The following is a 26,585-nucleotide window of genomic DNA, read 5'->3' as shown; positions in this document are numbered from 1 at the left end:
TTATGATTATATTAATACTAGTATTAGCATATTTAAGCTATCAAACTAATAAAGGATTTCAGATTGGCTTTGCACAACGCATTATTAACTTGGTTTTTTCTGCCATCATTTTTTCTATAGCAGTCATATTTCAAAATCCACTAGGAGATTGGCTTTTTATGGAATTCTCCAATAAAACACCTAATCTTAACTCAACAAATAATAGTTCTGATTTAATCTTATATCATTTCATTGGATTCTTCATTATCTTATTCATTGGTAAAATAATCAAAAGATTTATCAAAAAACGACTCCCAAAGAGAGAACATAATAAACATCATTTGATAGGATTACTAGATAGTATATTAGGGGCTTGTATTTCATTTTTTGCGGCATATTTCTTTGTATATATCATACTATCCATGTTTGAATTTTTCGAAAATCCATGGTTTATCCAGCAAACAATCGATGCACCATTCTTGAGATTTATCATTTATAGTACGCCTTTAATATCCAATGTTATGTTCAAGAGCATCTTTGGTATCAGTCAAACCTTAAGCTAAAAAAAAGATTCTTCAAAATTAATTGAAGAATCTTTTATTTTACTTCTAAATATAAATTGCGAAATTCTTGAATAAATTCTTGATCTAATCCTAATTGATTATGAATAAAATTGTCTATTCCGTCATATTCTTGTTTAATGGTTAATAAAGCCGTATCTAAATATTCATTGGCTACACCGGCTAGTGATCTAATATTAGAACGTAAAATATCATTACCACCCTCAGCTATAATTTTTTTATCCATAGCAGCCTGATAGTCTCTCAACGTAAAATTAGAATATAAATAATCCTGTCTAATTGTCTCCCAGTTAACACCTAACAAATATAGAATAAAAACAGTAGTTAATCCTGTTCGATCTTTTCCTTCAGAGCAATGAAAAATAGTCGCACCATCTTTTTGGGAGGCCAAAGTCTCTAATATCTTTTTAAACGCATTTTGCGAAAAAGGTTCCGTGATGCTACGACGATATTGGTAGCACATAGACTTAAATCCTGCATATTGAATCTTATCATAAGTCTGTCTCATAGCTATTAATTTTGTATCTAATTTTGCATCCCTATGGACTGGAATATGTACATCCTCTACACCTTCAATTGGAGTATCAGGGTTGACATTATATTCAGACGGCGTACGTAAATCAATCACCGTCTTCACTCCATAATTAATTAAAAACTTTTTATCATCATTAGATAAATCAATTATCTTTCCTGTTCGCAATAAACGTTTTTTTAGAATTTTTCGACCATCTGCACCTAGATAGCCTCCTAAATCACGAGCATTAGGAATTTTAATATGATCTAAAACAATTGGTTCTTGCATATATGCCTCCTCATTTTTTATTTATTCCATTGATTAATAAATTGATAAAAATTATCCATAGCAACATCAAGTTGTTTAATAATTGTTTTATTAATTAGATCATGACTTTGTTTGTCAAAATTTGTGGCTGCATAACCAATCAAAATCTCATTGGCTGGTAAAACTAAAGCTCCTTCATCAGATGATAATAAAATCTCACGCATATCTTCTTGAGCCCGAGATGCACCTTGTACACCATATGATGTACCTACTACCATTGTCGGTTTAAGTCGCATAACATCATTACCACTACCTAATGAATGCTTTCCTGTCCATTCCATAGCACTCTTTAAAGCGGCTGGAATTGCGTGATCGTACTCTGGTGTAGCAATAATTACACCATCAGCTAGACGTAATTTTTTTCTGAAATTTTGTACAGCTTCATTAGGATAATCATCTTTGGAAAATAGTGGTAAGTCATTAATTTCACAAACTTCAATGTTAAACTTATCCCCATAACGTTTAGCAATATATTGACATAAAAAACGGTTAAAGGAAAATTCTGCATTAGTTCCTACTATAGCTATTAATTTTAACATTGATTATCTAATTTCCTTCCATTAATTGTTTGATAAAAATCCATAAACTGATGCCAAAACTTATCTAAAAATTCAACTGTAGCTGAATCTAGATTCCCATCTTCATCAAATTTTTCTGAAGCATTACCTAGCATAAATTCATTACCATTGTAAACAATAGCTCCAACGCCAGGGGAGGCTAAAACATTCTTCAATCGAACTTGTGCTCTAGCAGAACCTGTATGTTGACTAGAAACTCCAATTACCATTACTGGCTTATTCAAAAATGGATGTTCTACTGATGATAACCATTCAATAACACTTTTTAAAGCAGATGATACAGAATTCTGATTTTCTGATGTAGCAATAATCACCATATCAGAATCAAGAATTTGGTTAGCTAAATTTTTAACACTATCAGGTTCAGCTAAACCCTCACAGAACAAAGGAATATTTTTAATTTCAGCTAATTTTATCTCATAATTATCTATATAATGTTTTTGAATAAATTTTAACAATTCTCGATTATAAGAAAACTTAGCATTACTACCGACTAAAGCAACTATTTTCATTAACTTAGTTCCTTAATCTTCATTATTCTGTGACAAAAATTCACTATACTGATTATCTATAATATCATGTAATACTTCTTTGCTAACACCTTGATGAGCCGCAAAGGACAAAAAACTAGACGATAAGATATAACCTATCTCCATTTCATCAGTCAAATCTGGTGAGAAATTCATATCGATAGTATGCTCTTCAGTATTAAATTTTAAAACTATTGTTTTTTTATTATCTTCCATAATTGTACCTTCTACTTTTTAATTTTATGATTGTTGCCATAATGCCTTTATACTACAATTATATATGATATTACAAAAACATGGAAAAGGGAAAATTATGATAAAAAAAATGGGACGTTCAGCATGTACATCAATTTTAATTGGTAAAAAAGCAACAATAGATCAAAGTATTATTATTGGTCGCAATGAAGACTGCAAGACTGCTTGGCCAAAACATTTAGCATTTAACCAACATCAAGTTAAAATCAATAATATTTTTAAATCAAAGGCTAATAAATTTACAATTGATTTGCCTAACGAAATTTTTTCATATTCATCTACTCCTGAATGGACAGATCAATATGGTCTCTTTGAAGAAGATGGATTTAATGAATATCATGTAGCAATGAGTGCAACAGAAAGTGCCTATGCCAATGAACGTGTACTAGCTTGTGATCCTTTTAATGAAGAAACAGGTATTCTGGAAGAAGCTATGATTACTGTTGTTCTTCCATATATTAAAACAGCACGTGATGGTATTAAACGATTAGGTAACATAGTAGAAACTCATGGTGCAGCAGAAGCCAATGGTATTTTATTTGCTGACAAAAATGAAGCATGGTATATGGAAATTGGTTCTGGTCACCACTGGGTAGCTCAAAGAATACCTGATGATTCGTATGCTGTCGTAGCTAATCAATTATCTATCCAAATCATTGATTTTAATGATGCAGATAATTTTATGTATTCCAACAATATCAACCAATTTGTTATTGATCATAATTTATGGCCACAAGATAAACCCTTTGACTTTAGGCGTATCTTTGGAACGCATGATGATTCTGATTTAACCTACAATACCCCACGTGTTTGGATAGGTCAGAAAATTTTAACACCATCGGTAAGCAACCAGCCTCAAAGTTTTGAATTGCCTTTTATTCAAAAACCTGATCATCCTATTTCAATTGAAGATGCCCAAAGAGTCTTAAGTGATCATTATAACGGCACACCGTATGACTTAACGAAGGCAAAGAATGTCAATAATTCCACTTTTAGACCTATTAGTATAGCAACTACACAAGAATCTCATTTATTACAATTAAAAGATCAGAATATGACACAGTGGCTTGCTTTAGGTATTGCATCACAAAGTGTATATATTCCTTTTTATCCTCAAGGTACTATTGTTCCCAACTTATTTAAATATGGCAAAAAAGAATACTCTGCCAACTCAGCATATTGGGTATTTAAATTAGCTGGAACTCTTGTAGACAGAAATTGGACTAAATATTCACCATATTTGATTAATACACAAAAAGAAGTTCGCTATACTCTGAAAAAAATTAGATATCAATATGATCAAAAGTTGGTTAACGAAACTCAACAAAATAAAGTTATAGATATAGTTAATCAGGCTAATAAAGAAATGGCCCAAGTAGCAATTAAAGCTTTTAAAAAATTGATTTCGCAACTAATTACCTTACAAACAGCTGACTCTCCTTTAAGTTTCAAAATTGATCCTAATTTATAATATTTATTAGATAAGGAGACAAAATGTCTAATTTCGTTTTTAAAACTAATTCTATAAATAATCTTGAGTCATATTATGATGCTATCGTAATTGGCTCAGGAGGTGCAGGACTTAGTGCTGCTATTCAAGCTCATGAACTTGGATTAAAAGTTGCAATACTCGAGAAAAACAATAAACTGGGAGGAAATACTGCAAGAGCATCCTCGGGAATGAATGCTGCTGAAACTAATATTCAATATCAGCAAGGAATTATTGACAGCATGACCAAGTTTTATCAAGAAACATTACAAGGTGGCGGTCAACTTAATGATCCAGATATGCTACATTTTTTTGTAGAACATGCTCCCCTAGCTATTGCATGGTTAAAAGACCACAATATTCTATTAAATGAACTCACCATAACTGGTGGTATGACGATTAAACGTACACATCGGCCTGCTTCTAAAGAACCCATTGGCAATTTTTTAATTACCAATCTTCTAAAAGAAATTACAAAGCAACATATAAGTGTCTTTAACAACGCCAAAGTCGTTGAGTTAATACACAAGGACCAAGATTTTGCTATTAAATTGGAAAATGGACAGCTTATTTCGGCTAAAGTCGTTATCTTAGCAACTGGTGGCTTTGGTGCATCAAAAGAAATAATCAAAAAATATCGACCAGATTTATTATCATATAAAACAACAAATCAAGATGGGACTACCGGTGATGGCCTCAAATTAGCTACTAAAATAGGTGCTCAACTTATCCAGATGAACTTTATACAAGTTCATCCAACTGCTCAAACAGATAATCAACACACATATTTGATAGGTGAAGCAGTACGTGGCGAAGGAGCTATTTTAATTAATCAAGCAGCCGCTAGGTTTGTAAATGAACTCGATACCAGAAAAATCGTAGCAAATGCCATCACAAATTTACATGAAGGCGGAGCTTGGCTAATCTTAGATCAGGAAATTCGTAATCATGTCAAAGCACTTGAATTTTATGATGCAGTAGGTTTAGTCAAAACAGGACAAACAATATCTGAATTAGCCAATGCTATCTCTATTAGTCCTCAAGCATTAATAAAGACCATCCAGCGTTGGAATCAAGCTATCGCCCAAAATAATGATGTCGATTATCATCGAACGACAGGGTTGGAACGTCCTATTGCTACTGCACCCTACTTTGCTATTCACGTCCATCCTGCTATTCATTATACTATGGGCGGAATTCATATTGACCAGCATGCTAGAGTACTAGATATATCGGGTAATATTATTAAGGGCTTTTATGCTGCAGGAGAAGTAACAGGTGGCTTACATGGAAATAATCGAATAGGCGGTAACTCAATTACTGAAACTATCGTTTTTGGAAGAGAAGCAGCGATCCAAGCCGCAAAATATATTCTTAGTAAATAATTTTTTTAATTTAAAATACCAAAAAAGCCTCTTGCTTTTAAAGCAAGAGGCTTTTCACGCATAAAACAAATTAAATCATTAACCTTTATCTGATCCAGCAGTAATTCCACTAACATAGAATTTTTGCATAATCATAAATAAGATCGTAATAGGAATAGCAATTATTACACATCCAGCAATAAACTGGGCAAAGTTAGAAGTGGATGCACCTTTAGATGATGTAAGCATATTATACAATCCATACGCAATCGTGTAATTCTTGGAATTACCTGAAGTTGATAAGATAATTCCTGAGAAAATAAAGTCAACCCACGGTGCCATAAATGTAGTTAATGCTGTATAAACAATCATAGGCTTAGAAAGTGGCAATCCAATGTGAATAAACACTTGCCAAGCGGTAGCACCATCAATTTCAGCGGCCTCATCAATAGCACGCGGCATTGTATCGAAGAATCCTTTGGCGATGTAGAATCCCAATCCTGATCCTCCAACATAAACAAGCAACAAACCTACTAAGTTCAACATGTTTAATGCTTTCAAAATATAGTACAATGCGATCATTGACATAAAGCCAGGGAACATTCCTAATACTAATGCAATTTGCAAGAATGGCTTTCTGAATCCAAAACGTAATCTTGACAAAACATATGCTACCGAAATGGTAATAAATGTAGACAAGATGGCAGAGGCAATGGCTACCAATAACGTATTAATAATCCAGTTAACTATAGGATATTGATTATTAGTAAAGATACCAATGTAGTTATCCAATGTGAATTTTTCAGGCCAGAACTCTGATACAAATCCTGTATTGTTGAATGAAAAACTGGCTAAAATAATCCAAACGATTGGTAAAATCCAAAGAATAGCTAAAAATCCTAAGAGCAAGTAACGCAAAGCTAATGATAATCTTCTTTGTGCAGAATATGATTTCATTTTTTTAGACATTATCTTTAGCCCTCCTTAAATGCATTAGTGTGACGATATGCAATCAATGATACTGTAGCACTAATAATAAAGATCAAAATACCTAAAACGGCTGAAGCGTTATACCTTTGTTGCTGACCGAAAACTAACTTGTAAAGCCAAGTTACCAATAAGTCAGTCGACCCAGCACCATTATAGTTGTTATTAAATGGTTTACCACCAGTCAATAAGAAAATAACATTGAAGTTGTTAATATTACCTATAAACTGTTGAATTAAAGCTGGAGACATAACAAACAAAATTTGAGGGAACGTAATGTATCTGAAAATTTGTACAGCTGAAGCACCATCAATCTTAGCTGCTTCAATTTGATCTTGTGGCAAGTTTTGAATAATAGCAGTAGATGTTAGCATAGATACTGGCACACCTATCCACATATTGACAACAATAACAGTTATTCTAGCTACCAATGGCGATGCTTGGTCGTCGATAAAGTGAATAGCATGAATACCTACCATTTTCAGCAAGGAATTCAACGGACCTTGTAAGTCCAAGAATTGTGCCATCATCAATAACGAAACGAACTGTGGTACCGCAAATGTTATAACGAATATTGTACGCCAAAAGTTCTTATGCTTGATTCCCTTCGACTCTATTAACAAAGCTAATAATACACCGAAGAAGAATGTAGTAACAGTAGCAGCAACAGCCCATATCAATGTCCATCCTAAAACTGGGAAGAACGTTCCAGCCAAATCACCACTAAGAACACTACCAAATGCACTAAATGCCGTCCATGAAAATCCTATAGAATGATGCGAATCATAATTAGTAAATGCCATGGAAATCATGAAGACAGTCGGCAAAACTGTAAACAATAAAATACCTAAAATTGGAAGAAACATCAAAGTCGAATGTAATCTAGTATTTAACAAAGATGCCAATTCTTCCATATTAGTCGGAATATGCTTGTGATCCCGATCTAATACGTACAAATTACGATTAGACTTTAAATTTATATAATATAAATAAATAAATCCAATAGTAAGTAAGATAGCAAGGATACCAAATAAAAGTATCAAAACTGAATTATCTGGCTGCTTGGTGAGATAAATTCCTTGTGCCTTATCAAAAACGACCTGCTTTTTCTTTATTTTTCCCAAGTTACTTAGCATACTTAATGCACTAATACCACTTAATACTAGCCATACAAAGTACACGATCTCAGTAACTAAGAATGAAAGCCCTTTAACCCATTGTTTGTGTTTTAGAGCATTTACACCCATTAAGAAAAATGACAATTTCGTAGCTATATCACCCTTAGCAAATGTCTCACCAAACGTTGCCTCAGGAGCTACATGCTTTTTCTTAAACATATTATCAACCTTTGCTTATGCGTTTTGTTAAATTAATAACAAATAATACTTATCAACTTAAATTAATTTTTCTTTGAAATCTTTGCTGCAAATTTATCAAGTTGTGCTTTGAATTGGTCAGCTTTAATCTTACCATCGTATGCACCACTGATAAGAGGACTAGCACCATCCCAGAAGATTGCCATTTGTGATAACTTAGGCATTGATACTGATTGTTTCTTAGCCATTGCAATAACAGCTTTAGCAACGTCATCATTCTTAATTTCATCACTTGCTTGAGCAGCTTTATTTACAGGAATTTGGCCTGCTTCTTTGTGTGCTACTAATTGTGCAGCTTTATTAGTAATGAAGGCAGCTAACAATGTTGCGTTCTTTGCGTTTGAAGTATGTGAGTTAACAGCAAATCCTTCAATACCTAAAAATGCTTGCATTGGAGCGTCTTTACCAGCAACATTAATCTTTGGATATACTGTTACTGCAAAGTTCTTACCTAAAATCTTCTTAATGTTTGCTGCGTTCCAAGGACCATCTAAGATAGCTTGTGCTTTATCTTTCTTCAATTGGTTCAATCCGTTAGAAGTTTGCATTACACCCTTGTTACCTTTTTGTTCTGCAAACCATTTCAATGCTGCAACACCATTTTCAGATGCAACTGTACTTCCCTTAGGATCTTCACCATTAGCACCGAATAACTTGTTACCTGCAGTAAAGAATACTGGGAACATAGTATATGCATTAGTAAAGTCTGTAGCAACTACACCTTTAGAAGTTAAAGTCTTCCAGTCTTTAACATCAGATGCGGATAATTTAGACTTGTTGTAGTAAAGTGTTTGTGCTTGTTCTGCAAATGGATATGCGTAAACCTTACCCTTCCATTCAACACCTTTGTAAGCTTCTGGAACATTGTCAGCTTTAATTTGCTTTACTGCATCTGGAGAAAGTGGGTTAATATAACCTGATTCTGCCATTTGACCTAATTGGTCATTTGGAACTTCAAAAACATCAGCTGCTTTTGCAGGGTCTTTACCAACATCAGTCTTAGCTTGTGCTGATCCATTAGGGCTTTGAGTAACTCTAACTTTAATTTTTGGATACTTCTTGTTAAATTCTTTAACAATCTTCTTGTAGTAACCAACTTGTTGAGTATCTACCCACAAAGTTAAAGGCTTACTACTCTCAGCTGACTTATCAGCACCTTTTTTACTACCACATGCAGCCAATGAAACAGCTGCTAAAGCAACAACACTACTTACACCTAATTTTTTCAACAAACTCATAATATATTTCCTCCTAGTTTTCAACTAGACAAAGAATAGATAGATATTTTTTTTGCAACGACGTTCTTCTACATCGTTGCAAGTATTAACATAAAAACAACGATTAACGAATAGCTTTTTGAGTATCTTTATCAAAGAAATGTGCTTTATTTACATCAAAGCCCATCTTAACTTTATCACCAGGTTTATGATAATCACGTGCATTAACATTAGCAACGAACTCCGTACCATTAACCTTTTGGTAAAGTTGGATAGTAGCACCCAAAAGCTCTGAAACAACAACTTCTGAATCAATCACAGCGTGAGGCCAAGTTTCAAGGAAAGCTTCCTCTGAGTGAATATCTTCTGGGCGAATACCAAATACAAGATCTTTATCAGCATAGCCTTTAGATTCCAACATGCTTGCCTTACCAGCAGGAACTTCAATATTAAGTCCCTTTCCGTCTGAAATATATCCATCCTTATAATGGACATTAAAGAAGTTCATTTGAGGTGAACCAATAAATCCAGCAACGAACATATTCACTGGTTTATTATACACTTCTAATGGAGTTCCTATTTGCTGAACTTCACCTACTGACATAACAACAACTCTATCTGCTAAAGTCATGGCTTCTGTTTGGTCGTGAGTAACATAAATAGTAGTTGTGCCTAATCTTTGATGTAACTTAGCAATTTCAGCACGCATAGTAACACGCAACTTAGCATCCAAGTTGGATAAAGGCTCATCCATCAAGAAGATAGGTGCATCACGCACAATAGCACGTCCTAGAGCTACACGCTGTCTTTGACCACCAGACAATTCAGATGGACGCTTTGTTAGATAGTCTTCCAAGCCCAAAATCTTAGCAGCATGTTTCACACGCTTATCAATTTCTTCCTTGGCATAGTGCTTTAATTTTAAACTAAATGACATATTATCATAAATTGTCATATGTGGATACAAAGCATAGTTTTGGAAAACCATAGCAATGTTTCGATCCTTAGGAGCAGTATCATTCATCACTTGGTGATCAATTTCAAATGTTCCTTCTGATATATCTTCAAGCCCAGCAATCATTCTCAACGTAGTTGATTTACCACAACCTGAAGGGCCAACGAATACAATAAATTCCTTATCCTTAATATGCAAGTCGAAGTCATTAACAGAATATCTGTCATTGCCTTCATACTTCTTGTAGATATGGTTTAAATCAACTTCAACCATTTGCCCTTACCTGCTTTCTCTATTTTTGATCAAATGCGGCTTCGATCTCCTCTAACCGCAATTTACCAGTATCAGAAACTATGTAATCTGCAGCCGCCATGACCTTTTCATCACCTATACCAACGGCAAATTGACCTGCCGCTTTAATAGATGCAACACCTGCTGCAGCATCTTCAAAACTAATAACCTCGTCAGATTCTAATCCCAAAAGTTCCTGTGCCTTTTGGTATATTTCAGGATCTGGCTTACCTTTGTGCAATGTACTTGGATCTACAATTGCATCAAACTTATCCATAATATTTAATTGATTTAAAATTGTTGGAGCATTTTTTGAAGCAGAAGCAATTGCCAATTTCAAACCTTGTTTTTTAGCATCTGTCAACAACTGCTCAATTCCTGGCAAGATATCACTAGCTGTCATAGCTTTTATAGATTCAACATATAAACTATTTTTTTCAGCAGCAAATTCTTCCTTTTGGGCTTCTGTATATTTATCTTCTTGATGTCCAAACTTAAGAATAAGATTAAGTGAATCCATTCGTGACAAGCCCCTTAAGCCATCACCCGCCTTAGCATCTAAATGGATACCTAACTTTTCTGCTAATTGACTCCAGGCTGCTAAATGATACCTAGCTGAATCTGTCAACACACCATCTAAATCAAAAATTAAGCCTTTAAGCATTGGGTTTCGCCTTCCTTAAGTTGTACTTTATCACCTTTTACAATAATTTCAAGATCTGCACCTTTAAGAAGTGATACCTTAATTTCTTTATGATCAGCATAAACTTCGATCAATCTGCCACGATAGTTTAATTTGAAACTATAATGATTCCATTTATCAGGAACAAATGGATTGAACTTCAAATGATCTGCATCATAACGCATGCCTGCAAAGCCTTGAACAATAGCTAACCAAGAACCACTCATTGAAGTGATGTGCAATCCATCAACTGTATCATTGTTGTAGTTATCCAAATCTAATCGAGCAGTTCTTTCATATAATTCAACAGCTTTTTCTTTCTTACCCAATTCAGCTGCCAAAATGGAGTGAATACATGGTGATAATGAACTCTCATGCACAGTCATTGGCTCGTAGAAATCAAAGTTCTTCTCTTTTTGTTCCATTGTATAATGGTCATTCAAGAAGTAAATACCTTGTAATACATCAGCTTGCTTTATGAATGGTGATCTCAAAATCTTGTCCCATGACCAGTTTTGGTTAATTGGACGCTGATCTTCAATTTCACTAACTGGTCTCAAATCTTTATCAAGGAAAGTATCGTGTTGAACAAAAATACCTAATTCCTTATCTTCAGGAAGGTACATATTATCAACAATATCTTGCCACTTAGCTTTTTCTTCATCAGTAACAGCTACACGCTTTTGTGCTTCGGCAGTTGCCTTAGGAAGTCTTTCCAAAGTATAACCAATCAACCATCTAGCCATAGTATTGGTGAACCAGTTATTATTAACATTGTTTTCGTACTCGTTAGGTCCAGTTACACCATGGATCATGTATTTACCCTTACGTTTAGAGAAGTGAACACGATCTGCCCAAAATCTTGCAGTACCTACTAATACATCCATACCTTCGTCTTTGACATAACTATCATCACCTGTGTAATTAGTATATTGATAAATAGCAAAAGGTATATCCGCATTACGGTGAATTTCTTCAAAGGTAATTTCCCACTCATTATGACATTCAATACCGTTAAATGTAACCATTGGGAATAAAGCACCCTTCAAGCCTTGTTGTTTAGCATTATGATATGCTCCTGGCAATTGCTCATGACGATACTCTAGCAATGCCTTAGTAACTTCTGGCTTAGTAACAGCCAAATACATTGGGACGATATATGCTTCAGTATCCCAATAAGTTGCACCACCATATTTCTCGCCCGTGAAACCTTTTGGTCCAACGTTAAGACGACGATCTTCGCCATAGTATGTCATAAACAATTGAAGAATATTAAAGCGAATACCTTGTTGTGCAGCTTCATCACCTGCAATAACAATATCACTTTGTTCCCAGCGTTTTTCCCAAATAGCAGTATGATCAGCTAAGTTATCAGCAAAACTTTCAGATTGAACAGCATCTAACAATTCTGTAGCTTTTTTAGCTTGCTCAGCTGGTTCAACATCACGACTAGTTACAACAACAACATCTTTTTCTAATTCGTAGGTGTCGTTTTCATTTAATTCAATTTCAACTGTTTCGGAAAGCACACCAGTAGTTGTAGTAACTTTGCCTTCGATTTTTTCACCATTTGCTTTTAAGCCTTGTTTTAACAAAACTGTAAATTGAGGAACACCTTCATATGGATTGGGTTTAGTAATGACTTGAACTGTTCTACCTTCACCATCTTCACCCAAAGGTTGCCAAAAATGTTCATCATAGTTACTATCTTCATTAACTACGTTACTATCGATCTTGGCATTAAACTTAATTTTTGCACTACCTTCTAAAACAGTAGCCTTGATATCAATTAATGCAGCTTCTTTGATTTTATTACTCAAGAAACGATTAAATTCAAACTTAACTTTAACGTCTTTGCCTTCATAAACATAGCTTCTAGTTAATAAACCTTGATGCATGTCTAATGATAAATAGAAATCTGAAAACTTAGACTTAGCTAAATCAACTCTTTCACCATTAACTGTAATTTCAACATTAATAAAGCTAGGTGCATTAAGTGATTTACCAAAATACTCAGGGTAGCCATTCTTCCACCAGCCAACCCTAGTTTTGTCAGGGAACCAAACACCTGCAAGATAAGTTCCTTGTAACCCATCTGCAGAATATCCTTCTTCAAAGTTACCACGTATACCCATATAGTCATTACCAATGGCAGTCATGGATTCTTGAAGACGTTTATCTTCAGGATTAAATATATGTGATGTTACCTTCCAAGGATCTACTTCAAAAATACGTTTCATTAATTTGTCTTCTCCTCCAGCTATTAACTGGCTTAATCTCTATAAGTCTATTATTATGTTTTTGAAAACGCTTTACAATACCATCTTTGATGTTACCGTTATCAAAATTAATTATACCCAATAACAAAGCCATGAGGCTCTAATATATCATTAGCAAAATTCTGGCTAAGAACCGCTTTCATCTTACAACTTACTGGTTTATCAGTTGTATTAAAGTATCCTAAAATTGACTGTCCTGATTCTGTACGCTTAATTCTAATTAAACCATCCTCAGTAACTCTCATTCTAGTGTTACCTTTTCCTAAAATGCGGGCATTCTGGAGCCTAAATTTAACAAGTCCTGCTATTTTTTGCCAAAATTCATCGCCCTTATGGCTCCAATCCATCGGTTTACGACAGTCTGGATCTGGTCCACCAGTCATACCCATTTCTGTTCCATAATAAATACATGGGCTACCAGTTTGCATAAAAGTAAAGGCAATCGTTTGATAGACAAGCTTTTTATCTCCATTAGCCATCGTTAATATACGTGGTGTATCATGCGAATCCAGAGTATTTAACATAACTTGGTTTGTTTGGGCACGATATAACATTAATTGATCACTAAGCAATTCAACCATTTGATGTGATGTCTTGGTGCCTAATAAAAAGTGATCTTCAATTTGTTGAGTAAAAGGATAATTCATTGTTGAGGAAAATTGATCACCATCAAGCCAAGATTGTGCTGAATGCCAAATCTCACCAACAATATAAAAGTCCTTCTTCAAACTATCAACCTTAGATCTAAATAACCTCCAAAAGTTATGATCAACTTCAGGTGCTACATCCAAACGCCAAGCGTCAATATCAAATTGTTTAATCCAATAACTTGCAATATCTAGAAGATAATTTTGAACCTCAACATTAGCCGTATTCCATTTAGGCATATGTGGTTCCCAAGCAAAAGTATCATAAGGTGGTTCACCTTGTCCTTTAGTAGGATCATGATATGGTTCAACCGGGAAATAATTAATGTGGAACCAATCGGCATATTTTGATTTAGAACCATTTTTAATCACATCATGCCATTGTGGTGAATTAACCCCTATATGATTAAATACTGCATCGAGCATCACCTTCATGCCACGCTTATGAGCCTCTTGGACCAATTGCCTAAACAATCCCTTATCACCAAAATCTGGATCGACTTCTTTGTAATCGATCGTATCATATTTATGATTAGAACTTGCTTTAAAAATTGGACAGAAATATAGTCCATTAACACCCAATTCACGCAAATCATCTAAATGATTAATTACACCTTGTAAATCACCACCATAAAAATCTTCGCGTCCAGGATGAGTTTGTGGATCCCAATCTTTTACATTTGGACGATCATTAGATTTATTACCGTTAGAAAAACGTTCTGGGAAAATTTGATACCAAACAGTACCTTTAACCCATTCTGGTGTTTTAACCATATCTATTTCATGAAAGTATGGCAAACGATAATAATTCTGAGTTTTATTCAATCCTTCTTTACATGCGGTTCTAAATCCTCTATCAGTTAAGAAGATTTTTCTACCAGATGTATCCTGAATCTCAAATAAATATTGAATTCGATGATATTGGGCAGTTAAAGTTACCCCCCAGTGATCATGAACTTGTCCCTTACTAATTAAGTGCATCTTTTTAATATGATAATGAAAAATATATTTACCTTCTTTATCAGGCATGAACATATATGGATCATTATAAAATACTGTAACTTTAGCAATATCATTTTTAGCAGTATGCAACCTAATACGTAAATGATCTTTATCATACAAAAAGGCATCTTCACTATCAGGACGATGACTTATAGCTGATAATTGCATTATAATATTCCATCCTATTTTTTAATTAATACAACACCAGATCCTGGAGCTAATGTTAATTGATTATTAACCAGCTCACAGGTACCGGTTTTGAGCTTGATATAATAGTTTCCAATAGGAAGCTCGATCATCTCTTTTTTTGAGCTCAAAGAGACTGCCACAATACCTACTTCATCTTCCAAATCTCTTTCATATACATAAGTATACTTATTAGTATCAAAAAGATAGTAGGTACCATTAGTAAATAAATCAGTCTTCTTTAAGTCAATTAATTGACGATAAAAATTTAATACACTATTATTATCATTTTCTTCGCCAGCAACATTATCGGCATTGGCTGGTACCCCGACATTCCATGGCTCACCCGTTGTAAACCCGGAATTATCACTATCATCCCATGGCATAACATTTCTAGCTGCGAGTTTATGCATCTTACTTACCATTTCAAGAGCTTGTTCTTTAGTCTTCCCTGCTTTAATTGCCGAAGCTAAAAACTCATCAACAGTTATATCATTAAATGGTTCTGCTGTATCGAAATGTAAGTTTTTAAGACCTAACTCCTCACCATAATAAATTACTGGTATACCTCTTTGCAAGTACATCAACATTGCTAAGCCCTTAACTTGCTGTTCATCTTTGGCAAATCGAGTAGCAACACGTGACATATCATGGTTATTCCAATACAGTGTTGGTAACGAAACATTACTCAATGTTTGTTGCCATACTACCTGATTTTGCTTAAACGCAGGAATATCCAAATCACGTGGCTGGTACCTAGTAGAAAAGCTTTCATCAAGTTTTGTCAAATCTTCAGTAAAATATCTGAAAGTAATCACAGTATCCATTAGCTCATTGCGAGGCAAAGTATAATCTACTGCCAAATTAACATTAGCACTGGCAGCTTCACCTAATAATAAGGTATCTGGATAATCAGCTTTAATTTGTTTACAAAATGGGCGTAACCACTTTTGCACTTGTGATAAATTAGCAAAAAATGGTTCAGCAACAATTGGCTGATCATCATCACTATCAGTAGGATAATTTTGACGTAAATCTGCTTTGCCAATGTGAATAAAAGCGTCTATTCGTAATCCGTCGATGCCTTTTTTGAGCCAAAACTCTGCTACATCTAACATAGCATGTCTAACTTCAGGATTTTTCCAATTGAGATCAGGCATTTTTTTATCAAACAAGTGAAAATAATATTCATCTGTTCCAGCAGGATCTTTCTCCCAAACACTGCCGCCAAAAAAGCTACCCCAATTATTAGGTTCCTTACCATCCTTGCCCTTAGCAAAAATATAGTAATCACGATAAATGCTATCTTTATTATGGATTGCATCTTGAAACCAAGGATGTTGATATGAAGTATGATTTAAAACAAAATCCATTATCACACGAATACCTGCATCATGTAATTCTGATAACAGATTCTCCATATCCTCCATAGTACCCATACTTGGGTCAATTGCATAATAATTAGACACATCATATCCATTGTCTACTTGCGGCGAAACAAACACTGGATTTAACCACACAGCGTTTATACCTAAACTCTTTAAATAGGGAATTCTTTGGCGAATACCATTTAAATCACCAATCCCATCACCATTACTGTCTTGAAATGATTTGGGATATATTTGATAAATAATTGCTCGATCATACCAATTAGCCATGATTATCTCCTTTCTTTTACTAATATCAATTTAACAAGAGTTATCACGTAAATATAGCCCCAATTAATATGTTACCGCTATCAAAAAAGAATATAAACTTATTTTTAAAAATATAATTCAAACAAAAAAACCTGTTTTTTTGAAAACAGGTTTTTAATAAATGTGTTAATTTCTTGTTGTATCTCGTTTTATTAATGTAGGTTCTATCAGTAATTCACCTTGTTGAGCACCTGATTGTGATATTTTTTGCAATAACATGTCAGATAATAACTCACCTAATTTTATAATAGGTTGCTTTACTGTCGTCAATTTTGGATGTGAAACTTGATCTAAAAAAATACCATCAAAACCGATTACTCCAAAATCTTTGGGTATTTCGCCACCTTTAGCTATGATAGCTCTCACAACACCAGTAGCTAATCTATCACTAGCACATATAAAGCAAGTATTATGTGCAAATTCCTTCCAATGTTCATCAATAAAATGCTGTGCACTATGACTATGATTAGGTAATCTAAAAATTTTTGGAACCTTATTATGACTTTGCAAAGTGTTGATATAACCAGCCTCTCTGGAATATTCAAACGCTTCCTTTTCATTGATACCTATAAAAATAATTGACTGATAATTTTTATTCAATGCATATTGAGTAGCTATCTGCTCTCCTACTTTATTATCTGTATCCACATAGTCATACCCGTAGCGATTCTCACCAAAGAGTACAAATGGTTTATCTAATTTATCTAGCCATTCAGAATCACTGGAACGAGCACCTGTAATAATATAGCCATCAGCATTTCCTTTAGTAATTTCATCAACACTAGTTAGCAATTGCAACGCATATTGGTGACGATTTAATCCTTGTGTAATACCAAACAAAAGATTCATATAATATGGTTCTGTAGTATCTATATTTTCTAAAATTATAAACTTAACTACATTTGTACGATTTTTAGCTAAGGCACGTGCAGCTGAATTGGGACTATAGTGTAAAGTTTTCATTGCTTTTTCCACTAAAGATCTTAATTCTTTAGTTACTTGCTCTGGGTGATTAATAACACGAGAAACTGTCATTTTTGAAACATTTGCTTCTTTTGCAACATCAGACAATGTGACCACAATTACCTCCTAAAAATACAATAAATCTATATTTTTATTCTAACGTATGTTATCAACAATTACCATTTAAATACAAGTCAGTTACTGAATAAATCACACTGTCAATTTATTGCGAAACTCACTTAAATCTGCTTTGCTAAAATTTAAAACTTTTAAAAAGTAATTATCAAATCCGCCGAATCCCTGATTAATAGTTTGAATAATTGTCTGAATAGATAGTGCATCAACTCCATTTAAGTTCATCCGCTCAATGATATTTTGTAAATCATCATCTGTAGGTAAAGTATGCTTAATTGAAAAAAGATATAATTCATTACTTAATAAATAATCAGCAATAATATCTTCTTCCTTAACGCCCAATCCTAGCAAAATAACCGCAGCTACTAATCCAGTGCGATCCTTTCCTGCAGTACAATGAAAAACAAGAGCATCGTTTTCATCAAGCGACAATATCTCTTGAAATACCCGCTTTAAAGCCATCTGACCAGTTTTATCCAACAATATTTTTTGATACCGTCGTCCTACAATACCCTGTGGAACTGGAAGACTATTAATTAAATTATTGACAGTTTCTGTAGTTATTTGATTTTCATAAGTAATATCTTCTTCATTATAAATATGGCAATCATAATGAGCTACACCATCCCATAATCTATCCCGCCAATATGATTGCTCATAACTAGTACGCAGATCACAATCAGTAACTATGTGTTTTTGAGCTAAAATTTCCATATCTTGCATTGTTAAATTATCTAATCTATCAGAACGATATATTTTTTTCCAACAAACTGATCGACCATTAGCTGTTACATAACCACCTAGATCTCTAAAATTCACAGCTCCATCCAAGATGATAAGTCTATCATTCATACAAAATAATCCTCCTCTTTTTAATAATATATTAATATATAAAAACATGCTATTTTGGATGCATTCATAAATATGTTTATTACATATAATTTTATAACACTTAGTAGATTTTTATAGTAATATTATTTACAATAATATTATTATATTTACAAAGAAGGCATATAATTATGAATAAAAGTTCAATCAAAATTGCTTATTTATATGAAGATCTGATGAATACTTATGGTGACTCAGGCGATGTTAAAATTATAAAATTTTTATTAAAAAAAGCCGGCTATGAAACTGAAGTAGACAATGTATCATTAGGCACTAATTTTGATGCTTCAAAATATGATTTTGTCTTTTTTGGTGGTGGGCAAGATTTAGAACAAACGATAGTTGCTAAAGATTTACCACGACACAAACAAACCTTACAAAAATATATTGAATCTGGCAATCCTATGTTGTGCATCTGTGGCGGATATCAATTATTAGGCTCTTATTATAAAACTAATGCTGGTATCACCATTAAAGGCTTAGATATCGTTCCAATACATACAGTTTTTAAAGCTGACAAAAGAATGATCGGCGATACACATTACATAACACAATGGGGTGAGGTTAGAGCTTTTGAAAATCATTCCGGACAAACATACTTTGATAATGATAAGTTAAAACCTTTAGGGAAAATGATCGAAGGATATGGCAATAATCCCCAAGATGGTGTTGAAGGTATGAGATATAAAAATCTTATTGGATCTTATTCTCATGGTCCCCTACTCAAAAATGAAAATATTGCCAATGCATTAGTTGATAAAATTATTACACGATATCATAGGAGGACAGAGCATGCCCTATAATTTATTAAGAAAAGAAAACCTAAGCCGGTATATCAATACAGACAAACATTTCGTTAAAACTATAGGGGCTTTTGAACTACTGACGTTAGGTATTGGCTCTGTAATTGGCACTGGAATTTTTATCCTACCTGGAACTGTAGCCGCAACAAAAGCAGGCCCAGCTGTCACTATATCCTTTATTATTGCGGCCTTCGTTTGTGCTTTATGCAGCATGTGCTACGCTGAATTATCAGCTAGCATCCCTATTGCAGGTAGTGCATATTCCTACGGTAACATATTATATGGAGAATTTATCGGTTGGATCTTAGGATGGGCTTTAATATTAGAATATATGCTGTCAGTAGCTGCAGTTTCTACAGGATGGTCTTCTTACTGCAACTCCTTATTGAGTAGTTTTAACTGGCAACTACCTCATTTTCTTTCTGGTCCCTTTAATCCAGCACAAGGAACATATGTTAATTTATTAGCAATTTTAAGCGTAATTTTCATTGCAGCCTTGTTATCGAAAGGTATGAAATCATCTCTAAAATTTAATAATATAGCAGTTCTGCTCAAAATCGGAATTATTTGTGTTTTTATCATAGTGGGACTTTTTTATATCAAGCCTAAAAATTATACACCATACTTTCCTTTCCATTTTTCTGGTATATTTAAAGGAGCAACTACAGTTTTCTTTGCTTTTTTAGGTTTTGATGTTATATCTGCATCAGCAGCAGAAGTTAAAAAGCCAGAAAAAAATATGCCTATAGGCATTATAGGTACTTTAATTATCGCAGTTCTATTATATATAGGAGTTTCTATCGTATTAACTGGTATGATTTCATACAACAAGTTGGACGTAGCCAATCCTGTAGCTTTTGCGCTAAAATCTGTGAACCAAGGTTGGATAGCCGATTGTTTATCAATAGGTGCAATAATAGGAATGAGTACTATGATGCTATCTATGATATATTCCAGTTCACGTTTAATTTATTCTATTGGACGTGATGGATTATTGCCAAACTTTTTAGGAAAAATCAATACAGTAGGATTACCAAAAAACGCCTTGATAGTTGTAACTATTATCATTGCCTTGATGGGTGGCCTATTTTCACTAGATGAACTCACTAGCCTAGTTTCCATAGGAACTTTGTTAGCTTTCACATTTGTTTCGTTTGGTGTTATTTTAATCAGAAGAAGAACCGATATACCATCAGGTACTTTTAAAGTGCCTCTTTACCCTTTTATCCCTTTACTTTCTGGCATATGTTGCATTGGTATGATGACTTTCTTATCAAAAAGAACATTTATTTTTGCCAGCATATGGTTTAGCATCGGCATTCTTATCTACCTATTGTATGGTTACAAGCACAGTAAAATTAATCAAATCAAATAACTGAACAAACTTTTTCAAAAGAGAAATAACTAATGCATAAGTTACTTCTCTTTTTGTTAGTTTAAAAAATAAAAATACAACTATTCTTACTGTACTTTTTTCAAACATAAGTTATAATCAAAAATAAGATTTGTTATTTTAATCATTATTCTATCTAAAAATTAATCAAGCATTTAATTAACAAGATGAAAGGAGTACTACCGTGAAAATCAAGATAAATAAATTAGTTACCTTATTAAGTATTGCATCAACAGGTTTGATGCTTTCAGCAGGTCACAATTTGACATTAACTCACAAAGCTAATGCAACTGAGATTTCTGCTACAAAAGATATAAGAACACAAACACTCGGAATAAAAAACTATAAGTTAGAAAGTCTAGATTTTATTTCAGGAAATCAAGCAATCATAGAACTGAATAACAATCATGCTAATTTGAACCCTAATGATTGGCAAGAACATAAAATAGTTTATAAACGTATAGATCAATTTAATAGAGCAACTGGTGCCAAAACTGCCTTTTTATCTAAATCAAATATAGATTCATTATCTAAAGGCAGAGTTAAACAATATATTAACCCTTCAGGTTGGCATCCCAATCTACCTGATCAAAAAATTTATAATCGTGGACACTTTATAGCTTATTCATTATCTAAAGGAATGGATAAAATGGGAAAATATAGCCCTAATCTCCAAAGAGGTGATCAAAACAATAGAAAAAATCTTTTCACACAAACTGATTTTTCAAATAAAGCATTACAAACTATATTCGAAGATAAGGTTAGAACCGCACTCATGCAAGATAAAAAAGTAATATATCAAGCAAAACCTATTTTTCGCGGTAGTGAATTGATGGCTCGAGGTGTTCATTTACAGGCTATCTCAACAGATAAATCCCTAAATTTTAATGTCTATATTTTTAATGTCCAACCTGGGTACCAGTTTGACTATCAAACCGGCAGAGTAGCTGTAGACAAAGATATGTACGTTTCGTTTAATAATCAAAAATTCAATAATTTTGATTATTATCATGCAAAAGTTAAACAGCTTAATGATCAAACATTCATCCACAAAATTTCTCACTCCAAGATTTATATATTTTTTAAAGAAAAATTGAATGCTTTATTGCAGTACAATTAAATGATCATAGATGTAGGATATAAATTACCTACATCTTTTTATTTATACAAAATAAATTGTCAATTTTAAAAATATAAAAACCTCTAGCTTTGACTGATATGTACCCAGAATACTGGACACATATTTATGAACTAGGCTGAACACATGGATGCTATCCTGTATTGTACAGGAGGCATCCATTTTGTTTTTGCCTGAATTCTTTTGTTATTATAGTAATCTATATATTCTTCAACTGCTTTTGAGAATTCTTCAAAGGAAGAATAGTCTTTCTCATATCCATAATACATCTCGTTCTTTAATCTCCCAAAGAATGTCTCCATGATGCAATTGTCATAGCAGTTTCCTTTACGTGACATAGACTGAATGATCCCACGTTCTTTTAATGTATTTCTAAAATAGGCATGCATATACTGCCAACCTTGATCCGAATGAAATACTAAGCCCTCAACAGAAGGAAACTTATCAAAAGCTTTATCAAGCATTCTTTCTATCTGCTTAAGATTAGGGCTTTTGGACAAATCATATGAGATAATTTCATTTGTATTCATATCCAATACAGGCGATATGTAACATTTCCCCCATGAAAAGTTAAACTGAGAGACATCTGTTGTCCATTTCTGCAATGGTGCTGTTGTACTGAAATCCCTATTTATTACATTATCAGCAATCTTACCTACTTCGCCCTTATAAGAATGGTATTTTTCCTTTGGACGCTTACCGGCTAATCCTGCTTCATGCATAAGGCGTTGAACTCGCTTATGATTTATATGATATCCACGATTTAGTAATTCATGATAAATTCTACGAACACCATATCTATGCTTGTTTTTTTCAAATATTTCTCTAATAACAATCAGTAATTCTTCATTGCGATCAGCAACTACATCTGATTTGTTAATCTCAAAATAATAAGTTGATTTAGACACGCCAATAGCTTTTAAGAGATATTTTAATTGGTATCCTTTTTCTCGGAGTTCTTTGATGATTGCTGCTTTTTCGCCTTGAGTTCCGCAGCCCATTTTTCGTGTCTCAAGGCGATTAATTTTTTTATTGCTTCATTTTCAGTTTTTAAGTATTCAGTTTCTGCTCTAAGACGAATTAATTCTTCACGTTCTGATGGGGTTAAATCAGTGGGTTTGGATTTCTTGCTCACGTTTGCTTCCTTCTTACTTTTTCTACCTTTTTTGAGATTTAATCCTTCATACCCTTTAATTTTATATGTCTGAACCCATTTAGACAATAATCCACTATCAATTCCTGCACTAATAGCAACAGATTTTTGTGATTCACCGGCAAGTACACGAGCTACTAACTGATATCTACATTCAGCCGAACGTTCTTTACATGTAGTTGAATGCCGAAGAGAATCAAGACCATATATATCTGCAATTCTTGACCATTGTACAATTCTTTTTCTAAAATTCTTTTGACTTATACCTTCTGGTGTCTCAATCCACTGACCAGAGCGATATAGTTCTACAGCATTAAGTTTAAAAACATAATCGTATTTCATACAAAACCCCTTTCACCGGTTTGTCCAGTAAAAGGGGTACATATCAGACTTAATGCAAATCTAGAGGTTAATTTTATATATAAACCTACTTGTTTATTTTACAATACATTTAATCAGTTACAGTTTCAGTAGCTGTATTAGTAAATTTATAGACAATAGCTATTACCAATCCTACATAAGCAACAATAGCTAGTAATATTAATACCATTAAATTACTCATAAAGTATCCAGTACCTAGCCCACTAGTTATCGCTTGTCTTAAACCAGCAATAGCATATGACATAGGTAAAAATTGATGTATATTTTGGAAGAAACTATTAGTTACTTCTATTGGAAACATTCCCCCAGCTCCGCCTATTTGCAAAACAAATAGTAATAAACCAGGTAACAGACCCCATCTACCAAACATAAATGTCAACAATTGCATAATACCCAACATAGCTAAAGCATATGCTATACAAATAGTAAATAATTCTACTACGTTGAAAACTTTTAATCCTGATGCGATTAAAATAATATTTTGAACTAGCACCATACCTAAACATGCAATAATTGCTAATTTAAATTCACGGAGGATTAATGATCTATATGATGTGATTTCTGTCATTCTTCGATTAGCTGGAAATTCCACTAATAATATTAATACACCTATGAATAATGCAGTAGCCATAATGAATGGAGCTAAAGCATGTCCATAGTTAGGTACCACACTAACTGTATCATGTTTTAATTCTGCTGGATCAGAAAACATATCGCTATTGGCATCAGCAGCTTGTGTAGAATTCAATTTATCTGCTCCTTGTGATAATTTGTCAGATAATGTTCCACTGCCTTGGCGTAATTTATTAATTCCTTGCAATAAAATTGAGGACTTACTATTTAATTGACTTGAGCCATTAGCTAAGCGATCAATACCTGATAATAAAGCGGGAACTTTTTCATTTAATTGAATTAAAGCAACATTTAATTGATTCGAACCAGATAGTAGCGTTTTACTATTCAAATCCAATAATTTCAACCCACCATTAATCTGAACAATACCACCAGCATATTGGCTAAATCCTAACTTAAGCTTATCAAAACCACTCAACAATTTAGCTGAATTAGCATCTAAAGTTGCTGCACCAGACATTGCCATATCTACTCCATCAGTATATTCATCAATTCCTGATACCAATTGTTTTATTTTACTTTTTGAATCTACTAATTGTTGCGTACCAGCAGCAATTTGTGATGTAGCAGCTGATAATTTCTTTAATTTATCTGGCATGTTATTCAACATATCCTTATTATCAGATACTTTAGATAATAACCCTTTGGTTTCTGAAAGTAATTTTTTAGCACCCACTAATGCAGATTCTATATTTGCAATTTGACTTGATAACCCTTGCAATTGAGCAGGACTTAACTTAGATTGCATCCCCTCCAGCGATAGCAAAAGTGGCACTACAGATTCACCGACATATGCCTCTAAACTAGCATTACCAGCCTGAGCATTAGTTTTTATATCCTTAACTAATCCTAGAATCTTTTGCTTAGTACTTTCATTTATTTGACTTTCGCTGTTAACAAGTTGAGCAATTTTGTCTGCCTTAGTTGCATTTTGATCACTATAATTTATTGCTTGATCAATATTTTTAGCCTGCGACAAGTTTTCGGCATATTGCTTAATATCTGCCATGCTTTTAACAATACTTAAAAGATCTAATGATTTTAATACCTTCAACGTCTCTTGAACAGTTGCTAATTGACTTTCCAATTGGAAAACTTGACCTTGTAAAGAAAGAGCACCATTTAAGGTTCCTAACAAATTACTATCAGATAGCTTACTATTAAATGCGGAAACACCTGCATTTACTTTTTGACTACCAACATTTAATAAATCAAAATTATCGCTAGCAGTTAATAGTGAACGTCCTCCTGCCCTGAGGCGATAAGAGTTGGCACTTAATTTCGACAATCCTGAAGATAAACGACCAACGCCAGAAGTATAAGCAAATAATCCGGTATTGAATTCATTAATACCTTGGGTCAATATTGGTGTTGCATTAATTAATTTTTCGGAACCTAAGTATAACTTAGATACTCCATTCGTATATTTATTAATACCCGTATATAATTTGCTTGATCCTTCAACTAATTTTTTTGATCCTGTAGCTAGTGGCTGCACAGATACCCTTAAAATTTGCATACCATTGGATATTTTAGACACACCAGCAACGTATTTTTTACTACCATCCTGCAAACTAATCATGCCAGTACTAATTTGTTTAGCACCATTAGCAGCTTTGTGCATACCTTTACCTAAAATACGCAACTGATCAAACATAGCATTTGCATAGGCCTTAGTAACTGAAGATCTTACTTTGCCATTTAATCTAATTAATGCCATATCACTCATTGTACTGCCCAGATAATTCAACGAGTCATTAGTTTTATAATACAACTTCATTTTTTGAGGATGCGATGTCAAAACTGTTGTCGCATTTTTAGAAAAATCATTAGGTATTGTTACTACCGTATAAAATTTTCTATTTTGTAAACCTTTTTTAGCCTCTTCTTCAGTTACAAACAACCATCTCATTTGCTTGTTATGTTTTAATTGAGAAACTATCTTATCGCCTACAGCTAATTTTTTGTTATTGTAGTTTACTGCCTGATCATTATTCACCACAGCAATGGGTAAATTCTTAGCACCCGCATAAGGATCCCAAACCGATTTAATAAAAGATAGACTATAAAGTACTGGAGCCAATATAGCTACCGCAAACATAATAATAAAAACCAGATTATGCTGAGATAATTTCTGTTTTATTTTCTTCATACTTTTCCCT

At 33.5% G+C, this 26,585-nt stretch carries 23 protein-coding genes; 6 read left to right on the top strand and 17 right to left on the bottom strand.

Annotated elements, in window-relative coordinates; translation table 11 throughout:
- Positions 1-2 precede the first annotated feature (2 nt).
- Positions 3-542, top strand: a complete 540-nt coding sequence (locus tag G6Z82_RS00470; protein ID WP_164785682.1) for a CvpA family protein — start codon at positions 3-5, stop codon at positions 540-542.
- 34 nt (positions 543-576) lie between these two features.
- Here G6Z82_RS00470 and G6Z82_RS00465 read toward each other — a convergent pair whose 3' ends face one another.
- The 4 genes from G6Z82_RS00465 to G6Z82_RS00450 are packed head-to-tail and all read right to left on the bottom strand — an operon-like array spanning position 577 to position 2,725.
- Positions 577-1,362 (bottom strand): tyrosine-protein phosphatase, encoded by a 786-nt coding sequence (locus G6Z82_RS00465; protein WP_006729737.1) that lies wholly within the window; start codon positions 1,360-1,362, stop codon positions 577-579.
- 17 nt (positions 1,363-1,379) lie between these two features.
- Entirely contained in the window at positions 1,380-1,940 is a 561-nt protein-coding gene (locus tag G6Z82_RS00460) for an NADPH-dependent FMN reductase (RefSeq protein WP_006729736.1), read from the bottom strand.
- Positions 1,934-2,491 (bottom strand): NADPH-dependent FMN reductase, encoded by a 558-nt coding sequence (locus G6Z82_RS00455; RefSeq protein ID WP_164785681.1) that lies wholly within the window; start codon positions 2,489-2,491, stop codon positions 1,934-1,936. The genes G6Z82_RS00460 and G6Z82_RS00455 overlap by 7 nt, the downstream gene beginning before the upstream one ends.
- Positions 2,492-2,503: 12 nt before the next feature.
- Positions 2,504-2,725 (bottom strand): hypothetical protein, encoded by a 222-nt coding sequence (locus G6Z82_RS00450; protein ID WP_006733506.1) that lies wholly within the window; start codon positions 2,723-2,725, stop codon positions 2,504-2,506.
- A gap of 97 nt (positions 2,726-2,822) precedes the next feature.
- Between G6Z82_RS00450 and G6Z82_RS00445 the strand changes: the two genes are divergently transcribed.
- Both G6Z82_RS00445 and G6Z82_RS00440 read left to right on the top strand, forming a co-directional pair.
- The gene (locus tag G6Z82_RS00445; protein WP_164785680.1) at positions 2,823-4,235 is read left to right on the top strand and encodes a C69 family dipeptidase; all 1,413 of its coding nucleotides are present in this window, start codon (positions 2,823-2,825) and stop codon (positions 4,233-4,235) included.
- 23 nt (positions 4,236-4,258) lie between these two features.
- Positions 4,259-5,638, top strand: coding sequence for a flavocytochrome c (locus G6Z82_RS00440; protein WP_164785679.1), 1,380 nt, complete (start codon positions 4,259-4,261; stop codon positions 5,636-5,638).
- A 78-nt stretch (positions 5,639-5,716) separates the two neighbouring features.
- Here G6Z82_RS00440 and G6Z82_RS00435 read toward each other — a convergent pair whose 3' ends face one another.
- The 10 genes from G6Z82_RS00435 to G6Z82_RS00390 all read right to left on the bottom strand — a co-directional run bounded on the left by G6Z82_RS00435 (position 5,717) and on the right by G6Z82_RS00390 (position 18,886).
- Positions 5,717-6,574 (bottom strand): sugar ABC transporter permease, encoded by an 858-nt coding sequence (locus tag G6Z82_RS00435; protein WP_006731534.1) that lies wholly within the window; start codon positions 6,572-6,574, stop codon positions 5,717-5,719.
- Positions 6,575-6,591: 17 nt separating this feature from the next.
- Positions 6,592-7,941, bottom strand: a complete 1,350-nt coding sequence (locus G6Z82_RS00430; RefSeq protein WP_006731546.1) for a carbohydrate ABC transporter permease — start codon at positions 7,939-7,941, stop codon at positions 6,592-6,594.
- A 62-nt stretch (positions 7,942-8,003) separates the two neighbouring features.
- Positions 8,004-9,218: an extracellular solute-binding protein gene (locus tag G6Z82_RS00425; protein ID WP_164785678.1), complete on the bottom strand. Its 1,215-nt coding sequence runs from the start codon at positions 9,216-9,218 to the stop codon at positions 8,004-8,006.
- Between the two features lie 103 nt (positions 9,219-9,321).
- On the bottom strand, positions 9,322-10,425 hold the full coding sequence (locus G6Z82_RS00420) for an ABC transporter ATP-binding protein (protein ID WP_006729728.1): 1,104 nt from the start codon (positions 10,423-10,425) through the stop codon (positions 9,322-9,324).
- A 19-nt stretch (positions 10,426-10,444) separates the two neighbouring features.
- A complete protein-coding gene (pgmB, locus tag G6Z82_RS00415; RefSeq protein ID WP_006732156.1) occupies positions 10,445-11,107 on the bottom strand; it encodes a beta-phosphoglucomutase in 663 nt (220 codons plus the stop codon).
- Positions 11,092-13,365 (bottom strand): glycoside hydrolase family 65 protein, encoded by a 2,274-nt coding sequence (locus G6Z82_RS00410; protein WP_006732151.1) that lies wholly within the window; start codon positions 13,363-13,365, stop codon positions 11,092-11,094. Before G6Z82_RS00410 ends, pgmB begins: the two co-directional genes overlap by 16 nt.
- 107 nt (positions 13,366-13,472) lie before the next feature.
- A complete protein-coding gene (locus G6Z82_RS00405) occupies positions 13,473-15,221 on the bottom strand; it encodes a glycoside hydrolase family 13 protein (RefSeq protein WP_006730276.1) in 1,749 nt (582 codons plus the stop codon).
- Between the two features lie 14 nt (positions 15,222-15,235).
- Entirely contained in the window at positions 15,236-16,897 is a 1,662-nt protein-coding gene (locus G6Z82_RS00400) for an alpha-glucosidase (RefSeq protein ID WP_164785677.1), read from the bottom strand.
- 165 nt (positions 16,898-17,062) lie between these two features.
- Positions 17,063-18,016 (bottom strand): LacI family DNA-binding transcriptional regulator, encoded by a 954-nt coding sequence (locus G6Z82_RS00395; RefSeq protein ID WP_006730313.1) that lies wholly within the window; start codon positions 18,014-18,016, stop codon positions 17,063-17,065.
- Positions 18,017-18,109: 93 nt separating this feature from the next.
- Complete coding sequence (locus tag G6Z82_RS00390) at positions 18,110-18,886, bottom strand: tyrosine-protein phosphatase (protein ID WP_006732158.1); 777 nt, start codon at positions 18,884-18,886, stop codon at positions 18,110-18,112.
- Between the two features lie 167 nt (positions 18,887-19,053).
- Between G6Z82_RS00390 and G6Z82_RS00385 the strand changes: the two genes are divergently transcribed.
- The 3 genes from G6Z82_RS00385 to G6Z82_RS00375 all read left to right on the top strand — a co-directional run bounded on the left by G6Z82_RS00385 (position 19,054) and on the right by G6Z82_RS00375 (position 22,238).
- Entirely contained in the window at positions 19,054-19,725 is a 672-nt protein-coding gene (locus G6Z82_RS00385) for a type 1 glutamine amidotransferase (protein ID WP_006729720.1), read from the top strand.
- The gene (locus tag G6Z82_RS00380; protein WP_006732153.1) at positions 19,715-21,100 is read left to right on the top strand and encodes an APC family permease; all 1,386 of its coding nucleotides are present in this window, start codon (positions 19,715-19,717) and stop codon (positions 21,098-21,100) included. Before G6Z82_RS00385 ends, G6Z82_RS00380 begins: the two co-directional genes overlap by 11 nt.
- A gap of 202 nt (positions 21,101-21,302) precedes the next feature.
- On the top strand, positions 21,303-22,238 hold the full coding sequence (locus G6Z82_RS00375; RefSeq protein WP_164785676.1) for a DNA/RNA non-specific endonuclease: 936 nt from the start codon (positions 21,303-21,305) through the stop codon (positions 22,236-22,238).
- A gap of 131 nt (positions 22,239-22,369) precedes the next feature.
- Here G6Z82_RS00375 and G6Z82_RS00370 read toward each other — a convergent pair whose 3' ends face one another.
- From G6Z82_RS00370 to G6Z82_RS00360, 3 genes are all read right to left on the bottom strand, one after another.
- On the bottom strand, positions 22,370-23,257 hold the full coding sequence (locus tag G6Z82_RS00370) for an IS3 family transposase (protein ID WP_164785675.1): 888 nt from the start codon (positions 23,255-23,257) through the stop codon (positions 22,370-22,372).
- On the bottom strand, positions 23,188-23,751 hold the full coding sequence (locus G6Z82_RS00365) for a helix-turn-helix domain-containing protein (RefSeq protein ID WP_164785674.1): 564 nt from the start codon (positions 23,749-23,751) through the stop codon (positions 23,188-23,190). The genes G6Z82_RS00370 and G6Z82_RS00365 overlap by 70 nt, the downstream gene beginning before the upstream one ends.
- A 109-nt stretch (positions 23,752-23,860) precedes the next feature.
- Complete coding sequence (locus G6Z82_RS00360) at positions 23,861-26,575, bottom strand: YhgE/Pip domain-containing protein (protein ID WP_035511906.1); 2,715 nt, start codon at positions 26,573-26,575, stop codon at positions 23,861-23,863.
- Between the last annotated feature and the right edge of the window lie 10 nt (positions 26,576-26,585).

Origin of the sequence: Lactobacillus iners (assembly GCF_011058775.1) — a bacterium.
Classification (GTDB): Bacteria; Bacillota; Bacilli; order Lactobacillales; family Lactobacillaceae; genus Lactobacillus; species Lactobacillus iners.
The sequence above is the reverse complement of the archived record's forward strand: the minus strand, read 5'-3'. Positions and strand labels throughout refer to the sequence as shown.

Excerpts from the sequence above, each read along its gene's own strand:
- G6Z82_RS00400 (WP_164785677.1), bottom strand. The coding sequence starts at position 16,897 with ATGGCTAATTGGTATGATCGAGCAATTATTTATCAAATATATCCCAAA.
- G6Z82_RS00435 (WP_006731534.1), bottom strand. The coding sequence starts at position 6,574 with ATGAAATCATATTCTGCACAAAGAAGATTATCATTAGCTTTGCGTTAC.
- G6Z82_RS00380 (WP_006732153.1), top strand. The coding sequence starts at position 19,715 with ATGCCCTATAATTTATTAAGAAAAGAAAACCTAAGCCGGTATATCAAT.
- G6Z82_RS00425 (WP_164785678.1), bottom strand. The coding sequence starts at position 9,218 with ATGAGTTTGTTGAAAAAATTAGGTGTAAGTAGTGTTGTTGCTTTAGCA.
- G6Z82_RS00405 (WP_006730276.1), bottom strand. The coding sequence starts at position 15,221 with ATGCAATTATCAGCTATAAGTCATCGTCCTGATAGTGAAGATGCCTTT.
- G6Z82_RS00460 (WP_006729736.1), bottom strand. The coding sequence starts at position 1,940 with ATGTTAAAATTAATAGCTATAGTAGGAACTAATGCAGAATTTTCCTTT.
- G6Z82_RS00360 (WP_035511906.1), bottom strand. The coding sequence starts at position 26,575 with ATGAAGAAAATAAAACAGAAATTATCTCAGCATAATCTGGTTTTTATT.
- G6Z82_RS00390 (WP_006732158.1), bottom strand. The coding sequence starts at position 18,886 with ATGAATGATAGACTTATCATCTTGGATGGAGCTGTGAATTTTAGAGAT.
- G6Z82_RS00420 (WP_006729728.1), bottom strand. The coding sequence starts at position 10,425 with ATGGTTGAAGTTGATTTAAACCATATCTACAAGAAGTATGAAGGCAAT.
- G6Z82_RS00370 (WP_164785675.1), bottom strand. The coding sequence starts at position 23,257 with ATGGGCTGCGGAACTCAAGGCGAAAAAGCAGCAATCATCAAAGAACTC.
- pgmB (WP_006732156.1), bottom strand. The coding sequence starts at position 11,107 with ATGCTTAAAGGCTTAATTTTTGATTTAGATGGTGTGTTGACAGATTCA.
- G6Z82_RS00410 (WP_006732151.1), bottom strand. The coding sequence starts at position 13,365 with ATGAAACGTATTTTTGAAGTAGATCCTTGGAAGGTAACATCACATATA.
- G6Z82_RS00440 (WP_164785679.1), top strand. The coding sequence starts at position 4,259 with ATGTCTAATTTCGTTTTTAAAACTAATTCTATAAATAATCTTGAGTCA.
- G6Z82_RS00445 (WP_164785680.1), top strand. The coding sequence starts at position 2,823 with ATGATAAAAAAAATGGGACGTTCAGCATGTACATCAATTTTAATTGGT.
- G6Z82_RS00450 (WP_006733506.1), bottom strand. The coding sequence starts at position 2,725 with ATGGAAGATAATAAAAAAACAATAGTTTTAAAATTTAATACTGAAGAG.
- G6Z82_RS00465 (WP_006729737.1), bottom strand. The coding sequence starts at position 1,362 with ATGCAAGAACCAATTGTTTTAGATCATATTAAAATTCCTAATGCTCGT.
- G6Z82_RS00430 (WP_006731546.1), bottom strand. The coding sequence starts at position 7,941 with ATGTTTAAGAAAAAGCATGTAGCTCCTGAGGCAACGTTTGGTGAGACA.
- G6Z82_RS00455 (WP_164785681.1), bottom strand. The coding sequence starts at position 2,491 with ATGAAAATAGTTGCTTTAGTCGGTAGTAATGCTAAGTTTTCTTATAAT.
- G6Z82_RS00385 (WP_006729720.1), top strand. The coding sequence starts at position 19,054 with ATGAATAAAAGTTCAATCAAAATTGCTTATTTATATGAAGATCTGATG.
- G6Z82_RS00470 (WP_164785682.1), top strand. The coding sequence starts at position 3 with ATGATTATATTAATACTAGTATTAGCATATTTAAGCTATCAAACTAAT.
- G6Z82_RS00365 (WP_164785674.1), bottom strand. The coding sequence starts at position 23,751 with ATGAAATACGATTATGTTTTTAAACTTAATGCTGTAGAACTATATCGC.